At 51.2% G+C, this 13,406-nt stretch carries 16 protein-coding genes; 14 read left to right on the top strand and 2 right to left on the bottom strand.

Annotation, left to right across the window (positions count from 1 at the left end; translation table 11 throughout):
• Positions 1 to 191 precede the first annotated feature (191 nt).
• From rseD to acpS, 12 genes are all read left to right on the top strand, one after another.
• Positions 192 to 356: a rpoE leader peptide RseD gene (gene rseD, locus ACH0VJ_RS15475; RefSeq protein WP_014344135.1), complete on the top strand. Its 165-nt coding sequence runs from the start codon at positions 192 to 194 to the stop codon at positions 354 to 356.
• Positions 353 to 928, top strand: coding sequence for an RNA polymerase sigma factor RpoE (gene rpoE / locus ACH0VJ_RS15470; protein WP_000003307.1), 576 nt, complete (start codon positions 353 to 355; stop codon positions 926 to 928). The genes rseD and rpoE overlap by 4 nt, the downstream gene beginning before the upstream one ends.
• Before the next feature lie 31 nt (positions 929 to 959).
• A complete protein-coding gene (gene rseA / locus ACH0VJ_RS15465; protein ID WP_001168374.1) occupies positions 960 to 1,610 on the top strand; it encodes an anti-sigma-E factor RseA in 651 nt (216 codons plus the stop codon).
• Entirely contained in the window at positions 1,610 to 2,566 is a 957-nt protein-coding gene (rseB, locus tag ACH0VJ_RS15460) for a sigma-E factor regulatory protein RseB (protein ID WP_000812021.1), read from the top strand. The genes rseA and rseB overlap by 1 nt, the downstream gene beginning before the upstream one ends.
• Complete coding sequence (rseC, locus tag ACH0VJ_RS15455) at positions 2,563 to 3,042, top strand: SoxR-reducing system protein RseC (RefSeq protein WP_000589087.1); 480 nt, start codon at positions 2,563 to 2,565, stop codon at positions 3,040 to 3,042. Before rseB ends, rseC begins: the two co-directional genes overlap by 4 nt.
• A 251-nt stretch (positions 3,043 to 3,293) precedes the next feature.
• The gene (lepA, locus tag ACH0VJ_RS15450) at positions 3,294 to 5,093 is read left to right on the top strand and encodes a translation elongation factor 4 (RefSeq protein ID WP_000790154.1); all 1,800 of its coding nucleotides are present in this window, start codon (positions 3,294 to 3,296) and stop codon (positions 5,091 to 5,093) included.
• A gap of 16 nt (positions 5,094 to 5,109) precedes the next feature.
• Complete coding sequence (lepB, locus tag ACH0VJ_RS15445; protein ID WP_000002559.1) at positions 5,110 to 6,084, top strand: signal peptidase I; 975 nt, start codon at positions 5,110 to 5,112, stop codon at positions 6,082 to 6,084.
• A 273-nt stretch (positions 6,085 to 6,357) separates the two neighbouring features.
• The gene (gene rnc / locus ACH0VJ_RS15440) at positions 6,358 to 7,038 is read left to right on the top strand and encodes a ribonuclease III (protein WP_001068341.1); all 681 of its coding nucleotides are present in this window, start codon (positions 6,358 to 6,360) and stop codon (positions 7,036 to 7,038) included.
• A complete protein-coding gene (gene era / locus ACH0VJ_RS15435) occupies positions 7,035 to 7,940 on the top strand; it encodes a GTPase Era (RefSeq protein WP_000102230.1) in 906 nt (301 codons plus the stop codon). The genes rnc and era overlap by 4 nt, the downstream gene beginning before the upstream one ends.
• 11 nt (positions 7,941 to 7,951) lie before the next feature.
• Positions 7,952 to 8,680 carry a DNA repair protein RecO gene (gene recO, locus ACH0VJ_RS15430; RefSeq protein ID WP_000399379.1) on the top strand — a complete coding sequence of 243 codons (729 nt, stop codon included), beginning with the start codon at positions 7,952 to 7,954 and terminating at the stop codon, positions 8,678 to 8,680.
• Between the two features lie 11 nt (positions 8,681 to 8,691).
• Positions 8,692 to 9,423, top strand: coding sequence for a pyridoxine 5'-phosphate synthase (pdxJ, locus tag ACH0VJ_RS15425; protein ID WP_000818964.1), 732 nt, complete (start codon positions 8,692 to 8,694; stop codon positions 9,421 to 9,423).
• Positions 9,423 to 9,803, top strand: a complete 381-nt coding sequence (gene acpS, locus ACH0VJ_RS15420) for a holo-ACP synthase (RefSeq protein ID WP_000986043.1) — start codon at positions 9,423 to 9,425, stop codon at positions 9,801 to 9,803. The genes pdxJ and acpS overlap by 1 nt, the downstream gene beginning before the upstream one ends.
• Positions 9,804 to 9,914: 111 nt before the next feature.
• Here the strand turns inward: acpS and ACH0VJ_RS15415 are convergent, their stop codons facing one another.
• Positions 9,915 to 10,175: a YfhL family 4Fe-4S dicluster ferredoxin gene (locus tag ACH0VJ_RS15415; protein ID WP_001196291.1), complete on the bottom strand. Its 261-nt coding sequence runs from the start codon at positions 10,173 to 10,175 to the stop codon at positions 9,915 to 9,917.
• Positions 10,176 to 10,212: 37 nt separating this feature from the next.
• Positions 10,213 to 11,139: a LysR family transcriptional regulator gene (locus tag ACH0VJ_RS15410; RefSeq protein WP_001022472.1), complete on the bottom strand. Its 927-nt coding sequence runs from the start codon at positions 11,137 to 11,139 to the stop codon at positions 10,213 to 10,215.
• A gap of 115 nt (positions 11,140 to 11,254) precedes the next feature.
• Here ACH0VJ_RS15410 and ACH0VJ_RS15405 point away from each other — a divergent pair, with 115 nt between their 5' ends.
• Both ACH0VJ_RS15405 and ACH0VJ_RS15400 read left to right on the top strand, forming a co-directional pair.
• Entirely contained in the window at positions 11,255 to 12,451 is a 1,197-nt protein-coding gene (locus ACH0VJ_RS15405; RefSeq protein ID WP_001276364.1) for an OFA family MFS transporter, read from the top strand.
• Between the two features lie 21 nt (positions 12,452 to 12,472).
• Positions 12,473 to 13,390, top strand: coding sequence for an oxidoreductase (locus ACH0VJ_RS15400; RefSeq protein WP_000684035.1), 918 nt, complete (start codon positions 12,473 to 12,475; stop codon positions 13,388 to 13,390).
• Positions 13,391 to 13,406: the final 16 nt, after the last annotated feature.

Genomic DNA, 13,406 nt, shown 5'->3' with positions numbered 1-13,406 from the left:
TTCGCTGGTGTTGTGCTTATTAAACATAAAATAAAAATACGGCGAGAGATAAACGGCAAAAAATATTTTATAGGGCAGGGTGTTAGCGTCGGATTTTGTAGTGAAATAAAGATGCTGTTAGGTTACTCTGCAAACGACGAAATGGGCATTTCTGTACAGATAGTGCGTTGTTCAGCATCTGTAGACTTATAATGGAAGATAAGACCTGTCTACAACATGACAAACAAAAACAAATGCGTAACGGAACTTTACGAAACATAGACACTCTAACCTGTTGCTTGCTCATAGTGCGGCTTATGGAGTGGCGTTTCGAAAGCGCGTGGAAATTTGGTTTGGGGAGACATTACCTCGGATGAGCGAGCAGTTAACGGACCAGGTCCTGGTTGAACGGGTCCAGAAGGGAGATCAGAAAGCCTTTAACTTACTGGTAGTGCGCTACCAGCATAAAGTGGCGAGTCTGGTTTCCCGCTATGTGCCATCGGGCGACGTTCCCGATGTCGTACAGGAATCATTTATTAAGGCCTATCGCGCGCTGGATTCTTTCCGGGGGGATAGTGCTTTTTATACCTGGTTGTATCGTATTGCGGTCAATACCGCGAAGAACTACCTGGTTGCGCAGGGGCGTCGTCCGCCTTCCAGTGATGTAGACGCGATTGAAGCAGAAAACTTTGAAAGCGGCGGCGCGCTGAAAGAAATTTCGAACCCTGAGAACTTAATGTTGTCAGAAGAACTGAGACAGATAGTTTTCCGAACTATTGAGTCCCTCCCGGAAGATTTACGTATGGCAATCACCTTACGGGAGCTGGATGGCCTGAGCTATGAAGAGATAGCGGCTATCATGGATTGTCCGGTGGGGACGGTGCGTTCACGTATCTTCCGGGCGCGGGAAGCTATTGATAATAAAGTTCAACCGCTTATCAGGCGTTGACGATAGCGGGATACTGGAAAAGGTATTAGGCATGCAGAAAGAAAAACTTTCCGCTTTGATGGATGGCGAAACGTTGGATAGTGAGCTGCTCAAAGCGCTTACGCACGACCCGGAAATGCAGAAAACCTGGGAGAGTTATCACCTGATCCGCGATTCAATGCGGGGGGATACGCCTGACGTTCTCCATTTCGATATATCCGCTCGCGTGATGGCCGCTATTGAAAACGAGCCAGTACGTCAGGTGTCGCCATTAATCCCTGAGGCCCAACCCGCTCCGCAGCAATGGCAGAAAATGCCGTTCTGGAAAAAAGTGCGTCCGTGGGCGGCGCAGCTTACCCAAATGGGCGTGGCGGCGTGCGTTTCACTTGCAGTTATCGTCGGTGTCCAGCACTATAATGGGCAATCTGAAACATCCCAACAACCTGAAACGCCGGTTTTCAATACCCTGCCTATGATGGGGAAAGCCAGCCCGGTAAGTCTGGGAGTGCCTTCTGAAGCAGCGCCTGTCGGCAGTCAGCAACAGCAGGTACAGGAGCAGCGTCGTCGCATTAATGCCATGTTGCAGGACTATGAACTGCAGCGCCGACTGCACTCCGAACAGCTTCAGTTTGAGCAGGCGCAAACCCAGCAAGCCGCGGTACAGGTGCCAGGAATCCAAACTTTAGGAACGCAATCGCAGTAATGAAGCAACTTTGGTTTGCCATGTCCCTTGTGGCGGCTAGCCTGTTCTTCTCAGTAAACGCCTCGGCCGACCCTGCGTCCGGGGCGTTATTGCAGCAGATGAACATCGCCAGTCAGTCACTGAATTACGAGCTGTCATTCGTCAGCATCACGAAACAAGGCGTTGAATCTCTGCGTTATCGACACGCACGCCTGGATAGTCGCCCGCTTGCGCAATTGCTACAGTTGGACGGTCCCCGCCGGGAGGTCGTACAGCGTGGTAATGAAATCAGTTATTTTGAACCGGGCCTTGAGCCGTTCACCCTGAACGGTGATTATATTGTCGATTCTCTGCCTTCCCTGATTTACACCGATTTCAAGCGTCTGGCGCCTTACTACGACTTTATTTCCGTCGGACGCACCCGTATCGCAGACAGATTGTGCGAAGTTATCCGCGTTGTGGCGCGCGATGGTACGCGTTACAGCTATATCGTCTGGATGGACATGGACACCAAACTGCCGATGCGTGTTGATCTGCTGGATCGCGATGGCGAGACGCTGGAGCAGTTCCGCGTTATTGCGTTCACGGTGAGTCAGGATATCGGCAGCAACATGCAGGCGCTGGCGAAGGCGAATCTGCCGCCGCTGCTTTCTGTTCCCGGTGGCGAAAAAACGAAATTTAACTGGAGTCCATCCTGGGTGCCGCAAGGCTTTAGCGAAGTTTCCAGCAGCCGTCGTCCGTTGCCGACGATGGATAACCTGCCTATCGAATCGCGGCTTTATTCTGACGGTCTGTTTAGCTTTTCCGTCAATGTGAACCGGGCGACGCAAAACAGCAGCGATCAGATGCTGCGCACCGGGCGCCGAACGGTTTATAGCAGCGTTCGCGACAACGCGGAAATCACCATTGTCGGCGAGCTTCCGCCGCAAACGGCGAAGCGCATTGCCGACAGTATCAAATTCAGGGCAGTACAATGATTAAAGAGTGGGCAACCGTTGTCTCCTGGCAGAATGGTCAGGCGGTGGTGAGCTGCGACGTTAAAGCGTCATGCAGCAGCTGCGCCTCCCGTGCGGGATGCGGCAGTCGCGTGCTGAATAAATTAGGGCCGCAAACCACGCATACCATTGTTGTGCCAAGCGCGGAGCCGCTGGCGCCGGGGCAGAAAGTCGAGTTGGGCATCGCCGAAAAAAGCCTTTTAGGTTCGGCGTTGCTGGTCTATATGTCGCCTTTAGCGGGGCTATTTCTTTGTGCGGCGCTTTTTCAGATGCTGTTTGGATCTGACCTTGCCGCATTAAGCGGGGCCGTGCTGGGCGGCGTGGGCGGTTTTCTGGTTGCCCGCGGCTATTCCCGAAAACTGGCGGAGCGCGACGCCTGGCAGCCGGTGATTTTAAACGTTGCCCTCCCGCCGGACCTTGTTCGCGTCGAAACTACCTCAATCGAAACGCGCCAGTAAACGTTTTGCCCAACGGTACACCTGCCGCGTTGGGTTGTTGTCCCGATAAGCATGCGCTTTTCCTGCGTTGCGGTGTTTTACAGGAAAAAAGCGAGGCGTTTTCCAGTTCCCGCTCTCCTTACACTATGAACATTTCCTCGCCTTAGCGTTGTAGTGTAGAATGCGGCGTTTCAGTTAAAACAGACGTTAAGCTCAGAACAGCGACCTCTAAAGTCTGGTCAACCAGGCGTAAGGCATAATAATTTATCTCTATGAAGAACATACGTAACTTTTCGATCATTGCTCACATTGACCACGGTAAATCGACGCTGTCTGACCGTATTATCCAAATCTGCGGTGGCCTGTCTGACCGTGAAATGGAAGCTCAGGTACTTGATTCGATGGATCTTGAGCGTGAGCGCGGTATTACTATTAAAGCCCAGAGTGTGACGCTGGATTTTAAAGCGTCTGATGGTGAAACTTATCAACTGAACTTTATCGACACGCCGGGACACGTTGACTTTTCCTATGAAGTTTCCCGTTCGTTAGCCGCCTGCGAGGGCGCGCTGCTGGTGGTGGATGCCGGCCAGGGCGTAGAAGCGCAAACGTTGGCGAACTGCTACACCGCGATGGAAATGGATCTTGAAGTGGTGCCGGTGCTTAACAAGATTGACCTGCCGGCCGCCGATCCGGAGCGTGTGGCGGAAGAAATCGAAGACATTGTCGGTATCGATGCGACGGACGCGGTACGCTGCTCCGCCAAAACGGGTGTCGGCGTGACGGATGTTCTGGAACGCCTGGTGCGCGATATCCCGCCGCCGCAAGGCGATCCGGACGGCCCGCTGCAGGCGCTGATTATTGACTCCTGGTTCGATAACTACCTGGGCGTGGTATCGCTGGTGCGTATTAAAAACGGCACCATGCGTAAAGGCGACAAAATTAAAGTGATGAGCACCGGGCAGACCTACAACGCTGACCGCCTGGGGATTTTCACGCCGAAACAGGTTGATCGTACCGAGCTGAAGTGCGGCGAAGTAGGCTGGCTGGTCTGCGCCATTAAAGATATCCTCGGCGCGCCGGTTGGCGATACCTTAACCTCAGCGCGTAACCCAGCGGAAAAAGCGTTGCCGGGCTTTAAGAAGGTGAAACCGCAGGTCTATGCAGGTCTGTTCCCGGTCAGCTCCGACGATTATGAAAGTTTCCGCGACGCGCTCGGCAAGCTGAGCCTGAACGATGCCTCACTGTTTTATGAACCGGAAAGCTCCTCGGCGCTGGGCTTTGGTTTCCGCTGCGGCTTCCTCGGCCTGTTGCACATGGAGATCATTCAGGAGCGTCTGGAACGCGAATACGATCTGGATCTGATCACCACTGCGCCGACCGTGGTTTATGAAGTAGAAACAACGGCGAAAGAGACTATCTATGTTGATAGCCCCTCCAAGCTGCCGCCGTTGAATAACATTTATGAACTGCGCGAGCCTATCGCCGAATGTCATATGCTGTTACCACAAGCCTATTTAGGTAACGTTATTACGCTGTGTATTGAGAAACGCGGCGTACAAACTAACATGGTGTATCACGGTAACCAGGTCGCGTTGACCTATGAAATCCCAATGGCGGAAGTGGTGCTCGACTTCTTTGACCGTCTGAAATCAACGTCGCGCGGCTATGCGTCTCTGGATTATAACTTCAAGCGCTTCCAGGCTTCCGATATGGTGCGTGTTGATGTGTTAATCAACAACGAGCGTGTCGATGCGCTGGCGCTGATCACGCACCGTGATAACTCGCAAAGCCGTGGTCGCGAGCTGGTGGAGAAAATGAAAGATTTGATTCCACGCCAGCAGTTTGATATCGCGATTCAGGCGGCGATTGGTACGCATATTATTGCCCGTTCGACGGTAAAACAGTTACGTAAAAACGTGCTGGCGAAGTGCTACGGCGGCGATATCAGTCGTAAGAAAAAACTGCTGCAGAAACAGAAAGAAGGTAAGAAACGCATGAAGCAGATCGGTAACGTCGAGCTGCCTCAGGAGGCGTTCCTCGCCATTCTGCATGTCGGTAAAGACAATAAATAATCCCTAAGGAGTTGGCATGGCGAACATGTTTGCCCTGATTCTGGTGATAGCCACACTGGTGACGGGCATTTTATGGTGCGTTGATAAGTTTGTTTTCGCGCCAAAACGTCGGGCGCGCCAGGCTGCTGCGCAAACGGCGTCGGGAGATGCGCTGGATAACGCTACGCTCAATAAAGTGGCGCCTAAGCCGGGCTGGCTGGAGACCGGGGCGTCGGTTTTCCCGGTTCTGGCGATCGTTCTGATCGTTCGTTCATTTCTTTATGAACCCTTTCAGATCCCGTCAGGCTCAATGATGCCGACACTGCTTATCGGCGATTTTATTCTGGTGGAAAAATTTGCCTACGGCATTAAAGATCCGATCTACCAGAAAACCCTGATTGAAACCGGTCATCCAAAGCGCGGGGATATTGTGGTATTTAAATATCCGGAAGATCCTAAGTTAGATTACATCAAACGCGCCGTCGGTTTGCCGGGCGATAAAATCACTTATGATCCGGTTGCAAAAGAGGTGACGATTCAGCCTGGCTGTAGCTCCGGTCAGGCGTGCGAAAATGCGCTGCCGGTTACCTACTCTAACGTTGAGCCGAGCGATTTTGTACAGACCTTTGCCCGCCGTAACGGCGGAGAAGCGACCAGCGGTTTCTTTGAGGTTCCGCTAAACGAGACAAAAGAAAACGGCATTCGCCTGACCGAACGTAAAGAGACGTTAGGCGATGTGACCCACCGCATCCTGATGGTGCCGATAGCTCAGGATCAGTTGGGCATGTATTACCAACAGCCAGGACAACCGCTGGCGACCTGGGTTGTACCGCCGGGGCAATATTTCATGATGGGCGACAACCGCGATAACAGCGCGGATAGCCGTTACTGGGGATTTGTTCCGGAAGCGAATCTGGTCGGTAAAGCGGTCGCTATCTGGATGAGCTTTGACAAGCAGGAAGGGGAGTGGCCGACAGGCGTACGCCTGAGTCGTATCGGCGGTATTCACTAACTGTGACGAAATGATCGTTCACGCTGCCGTCTTTTTAGCGGCAGCGTGAATTATTTCCTGGATAAATTCCCTCAGACTAACGACATCCCCTGTCGTTGTGTATAGAATATTCCCCCGAAGTTTTAGGTTGGCGCCGTTTGGTCGCCACGGCACACGAAACAGCGTTGGTTATAGACAACCTTCTTTCCGCTGCAGCGATGCGGCAGGACAGATGACGTGTATCAGGTCTGTTTCGTGTGCTGGATTGTTGACGCATTCATTTATTGGTATCGCATGAACCCCATCGTAATTAATCGGCTTCAACGGAAGCTGGGCTACACTTTTAATCATCAGGAGCTGTTGCAGCAGGCATTAACTCACCGCAGCGCCAGCAGTAAACATAACGAACGCCTGGAGTTTTTAGGCGATTCAATCCTGAGCTTCGTTATCGCTAACGCGCTTTATCACCGTTTTCCACGGGTGGATGAGGGAGATATGAGCCGTATGCGCGCCACGTTGGTACGTGGTAATACGCTAGCGGAATTAGCCCGTGAATTTGATTTAGGCGAGTGCCTGCGTTTAGGGCCGGGCGAATTAAAAAGCGGCGGATTTCGTCGGGAGTCCATTCTGGCGGACACCGTGGAAGCGTTAATCGGCGGAGTATTTCTCGATAGCAATATCCAGACCGTCGAGCAGTTGATCCTTAACTGGTATAAAACCCGTCTGGATGAGATAAGTCCGGGCGATAAACAAAAAGATCCTAAAACGCGCTTGCAGGAGTATTTGCAGGGTCGCCATCTGCCGCTGCCATCTTACCTGGTTGTGCAGGTGCGCGGCGAGGCGCACGATCAGGAATTTACTATCCACTGCCAGGTCAGCGGCCTGAGCGAACCGGTGGTTGGCACGGGTTCCAGCCGTCGTAAGGCGGAGCAGGCTGCCGCCGAACAGGCGCTGAAAAAACTGGAGTTGGAATGAGCACTGACAAAACTTACTGCGGATTTATTGCCATCGTCGGACGTCCGAACGTTGGCAAATCCACCTTGCTGAACAAACTGCTCGGGCAGAAGATTTCGATCACTTCCCGTAAAGCGCAGACCACGCGCCACCGCATTGTCGGTATTCATACCGAAGGCCCGTATCAGGCAATCTATGTCGATACCCCGGGACTGCATATGGAAGAAAAGCGCGCCATTAACCGTTTGATGAATAAGGCGGCGAGCAGTTCGATTGGCGACGTTGAGCTGGTGATTTTCGTTGTGGAAGGCACCCGTTGGACGCCGGACGACGAAATGGTCCTGAACAAACTGCGCGATGGCAAAGCGCCGGTTATTCTCGCCGTTAACAAGGTGGATAACGTGCAGGAAAAAGCCGATTTGCTGCCGCACCTCCAGTTCCTGGCAAGCCAGATGAACTTTCTTGATATCGTACCCATCTCTGCTGAAACGGGTATGAACGTCGATACCATTGCCGGTATCGTGCGTAAACATTTACCGGAAGCGATTCATCACTTCCCGGAAGATTACATCACCGATCGCTCTCAGCGCTTTATGGCGTCTGAAATCATTCGTGAAAAGCTGATGCGTTTTCTCGGCGCCGAGCTGCCGTATTCCGTTACCGTTGAGATTGAACGTTTTGTTACCAACGAACGCGGCGGCTATGATATCAACGGGCTGATCCTCGTCGAGCGCGAAGGGCAGAAGAAGATGGTGATTGGCAACAAAGGCGCCAAAATCAAAACCATTGGTATTGAAGCGCGTAAAGACATGCAGGAGATGTTTGAAGCGCCGGTACACCTGGAACTGTGGGTGAAAGTGAAATCCGGCTGGGCCGATGACGAACGCGCTCTGCGCAGTCTCGGTTACGTAGACGATCTGTGAGTTAACACAGCGTGGAAGGGTGGCAGCGCGCATTTGTCCTGCACAGTCGCCCCTGGAGCGAAACCAGCCTGATGCTGGACGTCTTCACGGAAGAATCGGGGCGCGTGCGCCTTGTCGCCAAAGGCGCGCGATCTAAACGTTCCAATCTGAAAGGCGCGTTACAGCCTTTTACGCCGTTATTGCTACGCTACAGCGGACGCGGCGAGGTGAAAACCCTGCGCAGCGCCGAGGCAGTTTCTCTGGCGCTGCCGTTAAGCGGTATTACGCTCTATAGCGGCCTGTACATCAACGAACTCCTCTCTCGCGTACTGGAATATGAAACGCGCTTCTCCGAACTCTTTTTTGATTATCTGAACTGTATTCAGGCGCTGGCGGGAACCACCGGCTCGCCTGAACCGGCGTTGCGACGTTTCGAACTGGCGTTGCTGGGTCATCTGGGGTATGGCGTCAATTTCACCCACTGTGCAGGCAGCGGCGAACGGGTGGATGACACCATGACCTACCGTTACCGCGAAGAAAAAGGCTTTTTCGCCAGCGTCGTCATCGATAACAACACCTTTACCGGACGGCACCTGAAAGCGCTGGAGGCGCGGGAATTTCCGGATGTAGATACCCTGCGTGCCGCTAAACGCTTTACCCGTATGGCATTAAAGCCGTATCTTGGGGGAAAACCGTTAAAAAGCCGGGAGCTGTTCCGGCAATTTATGCCCAAACGCACAGTAAAAATGAAGAAAGATTAACGAGGATTGTCATGGCTGAATTACTGTTAGGCGTCAATATTGACCACATTGCCACGTTACGTAATGCGCGCGGCACCGACTATCCGGATCCGGTACAGGCGGCGTTTATTGCTGAACAGGCAGGCGCGGACGGCATTACCGTACACCTGCGCGAAGATCGTCGCCACATTACCGATCGCGATGTGCGCATTCTGCGTCAGACGCTGCATACGCGTATGAATCTGGAGATGGCGGTGACCGAAGAGATGCTGGCGATCGCCGTAGAAACCAGGCCGCATTTCTGTTGTCTGGTACCGGAAAAACGCCAGGAAGTCACCACCGAAGGCGGCCTGGATGTGGCCGGACAGCGCGATAAAATGCGTGATGCCTGTGCGCGCCTGGCGGCGGCTGGCATCCAGGTTTCGCTCTTTATCGATGCCGATGAAGCGCAAATCAACGCGGCGGCGGAAGTCGGCGCGCCGTTTATCGAAATCCATACCGGCTGCTACGCCAACGCAGAAACCGATGCGGAACAGGCAAAAGAGCTGGCGCGTATTGCCAGCGCCGCGACCCTGGCGGCCCGTCTGGGGCTAAAAGTAAATGCGGGTCATGGCCTGACCTACCATAACGTCAAAGCTATTGCCGCACTGCCGGAAATGCACGAGCTCAATATCGGTCATGCCATTATTGGTCGGGCGGTGATGACGGGGCTGAAAGAGGCGGTGGCTGAAATGAAACGTTTGATGCTGGAAGCGCGCGGCTAATGGCGATTCTCGGCCTGGGAACGGATATTGTAGAGATTGCCCGCATTGAGGCAGTGATCTCCCGTTCCGGCGAACGTCTGGCAAGGCGTGTGCTCAGTGACAACGAGTGGGCTATCTGGGAGACGCATCAGCAGCCGGTGCGTTTTCTCGCCAAGCGTTTTGCGGTCAAAGAGGCGGCAGCGAAAGCTTTTGGCACCGGCATCCGCAACGGTCTGGCGTTCAATCAGTTCGAAGTGTTTAACGATGAGCTGGGAAAACCACGTTTGCGGCTGTGGGGCGAGGCGTTAACGCTGGCGGAAAAACTCGGTGTGGCGCACATGCATGTCACGTTGGCCGATGAACGCCATTACGCCTGCGCTACGGTCATTCTGGAGAGTTAGATTTGCCGGATGGCGGCGTAAACACGTTATCTGACCTACAGGCCGATATATTGTCGGCCTGATAAGCATAGCGCCATCAGGCATTGTTGCGTTGGAAGTGCGTTAACCCGCTTACAGTTTATCTGCGTGATGCATCAGAACAAACTTATCCCACAACTGTTCTTCGGTTTCGACATGGGCGGGATCCTGCAAAATCGTATTGGGGATCGGGCAGACTTTCTGACAGGTCGGCGTTTCGTAATGGCCTACACACTCGGTGCATTTGTCGCTGTTAATCTCATAAATGCTGTCGCCCATTGAAATCGCCTCATTCGGGCACTCCGGCTCGCACATATCGCAATTGATACATTTTTTGGTGATTAACAGCGCCATCAGGAAATTCTCAGAAACAACACAAATCGGGCGGGCATTATACGCCTATTTTCTGCTCGGGCCAGCTCTTTTCTGGCGCTGATTTGTTATCTACAGTGTAAAAATTTTTGATCTGCTTGAGCAGGCAGATGGTTGCGTTATCCAGTGAAAGGTCATTACTGTGCACCAGCATGACAGGAATAAAGAATGCGGGGATGCCCAGTGAAACCAGGCGAACATTTTTGGGTGTCGATAAATGGGTTAGCGAGCGGGTAATAAATGCGATGCCAATCTGCGCTTCGGCATACTCAAGGCATGAGTAGTGGTTATCCAGTTCGCAGATGACGTTAGGAACGACTTTGCGGTTATTAAATTCTGTGGTGATGATCCCTCTTAATAGCAGAGAGTCATTAAGCACGATAATGGGCTGGTCGTTTAAATCTTTTAAATGCAGACGTTCGCGTGTCGCCAGAGGATGAGAAAGTGGGATTGCAGCGATAATTTCATCTTCAAACAGCATGGTCGAGCTTAGCTGGGCAGGGAGCGCTGTTCGATAAACAATGCCAATATCAACGGCGCTATCCGTCAGCTTTTTAATGGTTTGCTCAGTTGAGAACTCTTTAACATTTAAAGATATTTCCGGATGGTGCGCCATAAAGCTGCGAAAAGCAGGCAGAACCAGGTAGCTGCCTGACACCCCGATTGAAATAGTATCGCGCTGTTGATCCTGATAGGGAAGAAGTTCATTTTCGGCATTTTTTAAATCCAGCATTATTTTGTTAGCGTGTCGTTGCAAAATAATGCCTGCTTTTGTTAATTTAATTCCTCTACCTTTTCGCTTAAATAATATTGTTTTAAGTGATGACTCAAGTTGTTTGATTTGCTGACTTAATGATGGCTGAGTGATAAACAGGCGACTGGCTGCCCGACCATAATGTAATTCATCACACAATATCAGGAAGGAGTGTAGTTGTTTGATATTCATTAAAATTTAATGCCAATCGATTGGGTTTTGTTATAACGATTATAAAAAATACCAAATTGTTTGCCTATTTTGCTTTTTTTAAACTGTGATCAGTGCATTTTAAAAAGGGAAAATTATGTCGGCATCAATCAACCGCTGGGGAATGCTTGCCGCTCACGTGTGCATCAATTTTGTGCTCGGGGGCGTCTACGCATTTAGCTATTTCAAAACACCACTCATGGCGCAATATCACTGGGATCCGGCTACGCTGGCGTTAGCATTCTCTATCAACATGGGGATCATTCCTTTACCGATGATTTGGGGCGGGAGAATGATCGACAATGGTAAAGGAAAGCAGGCGATAGTTATCGGTGGTATCCTGTTTTCTTTAGGTTTTATCTTGTCCGGGTTTGTGGATAATTTGCCCATGCTGTTTTTAACCTACGGCGTCATTGCCGGGTTGGGATCGGGCCTGGCTTTTACGGGTAATCTTAATAATATTCTGAAATTTTTCCCTGACCGTCGCGGTCTGGCCAGCGGTATCGTACTGGCGGGTGTTGGCGTCGGGACGCTACTTTGCACCCGCCTGGCCGAATATTTTATGGCGCAAACTCACGATGTTAGTCGGGCGTTGTTATATCTGGGTATTGTTTATCTGGTGGTTATTTTTATCGTCCAGTTCTTTATTCGTAGCGCGCCAGCAAAAGATAGCGGAGGAATTAAAGCGTCGCCACTGGATAAAGACTATCGGCACATGCTGAAAGATCTGCGCTTCTGGCTGCTGTTTATGATTCTGGCGCTGGGCGTGTTCTCTGGGATGGTAATTAGCTCAAGCTCTGCGCAAATTGGTATGACGCAGTACGGTTTACTGTCCGGTGCATTAGTCGTTAGCCTGGTCTCGATATTTAACTCGATCGGTCGCCTGTTCTGGGGAGGGTTAACCGATAAATTAGGCGGCTATAATACGCTGGTTATTGTTTACCTCTTTACCTGCTTGTGTATGCTGCTGTTATTTTTCTTCAATGGCAATACTTCGGTATTTTATTTCAGCGCTCTGGGCGTGGGCTTTGCTTATGCCGGTATATTAGTTATCTTCCCTGGTTTGACCAGCCAGAATTTTGGTATGCGTAACCAGGGGCTAAACTACGGCTTTATGTATTTTGGTTTTGCCGTCGGTGCGGTTATTGCTCCTTATGTAACGTCCGCTATTGCAAAATATACCGGAAGCTACAATACAGTATTTATTTTGACAACGGTGCTATTGCTTATTGGAGTCGTGTTGACCCTGATAACAAAAAAATATGTCGCAACGGTTTTAGCCAAAATTCATTAATCAGATAATAAGGAAATAAAAATGAAAATTGCAATCGCAGGTGCAGGCGCTATGGGATGTCGTTTTGGCTATATGCTGCTGGAGGCCGGGCACGACGTGACGCTTATCGATAGCTGGCAGGAGCATGTCGACGCTATTCGTAGCAAGGGGTTGTTTGTCGAAACGGAAACGACTCAGAAGTATTACCCCATCCCTGCTATGTTGGCTGATGAATCCCAGGGGGAGTTTGAGCTGGTTATTCTGTTTACCAAAGCAATGCAGCTGGATAGCATGTTACAGCGTATCAAGCCATTACTGCCAGCCGCGAAGGTCGTGATGATTTTATCTAACGGCTTGGGAAATATCGAAACGCTGGAGAAATATGTCGATCGGCAGAAAATCTATGCGGGTGTGACGTTATGGTCCAGCGAACTGGAGGGGGCTGGGCATATTATGGCCACCGGTACCGGAACGATTGAACTGCAGCCGATTGCCAGCCAGGATTCGGCTCAAGAGGCTAAGGTCATTGCCACCCTTAATAGCGCTGGATTGAATGCTGAAATAAGCCCTGACGTATTATTATCGATCTGGAAGAAAGCAGCCTTTAATAGCGTAATGAACACCTATTGCGCGCTACTGGATTGTAATGTCGGCGGATTTGGTCAGCGGCCTGGTGCTTTAGATTTAGCGCAAGCGGTAGTTGATGAGTTTGTGTTAGTTGCTGCCAGCCAGAATATTCCGTTGACTGAGCAAATGGTGATGAATACGGTGAAGAAAGTGTTCGATCCGCGTGAGAGCGGCCACCACTATCCTTCTATGCATCAGGATTTACATAAAGGCCGACTGACTGAAATCGACTATTTAAATGGTGCGATTGCGCGAATCGGCGCTCAGAACAATATTGCTGTACCGGTTAACAAACTCCTGACGCAATTGATTCACGCTAAAGAAGCGCAATAAACTTGATGGCTCTTCT

The sequence above is a fragment of the Salmonella sp. 2020_1459 genome (assembly GCF_043847915.1).
In the GTDB taxonomy this organism is placed as follows: Bacteria; Pseudomonadota; Gammaproteobacteria; order Enterobacterales; family Enterobacteriaceae; genus Salmonella; species Salmonella enterica.
The sequence above is the reverse complement of the archived record's forward strand: the minus strand, read 5'-3'. Positions and strand labels throughout refer to the sequence as shown.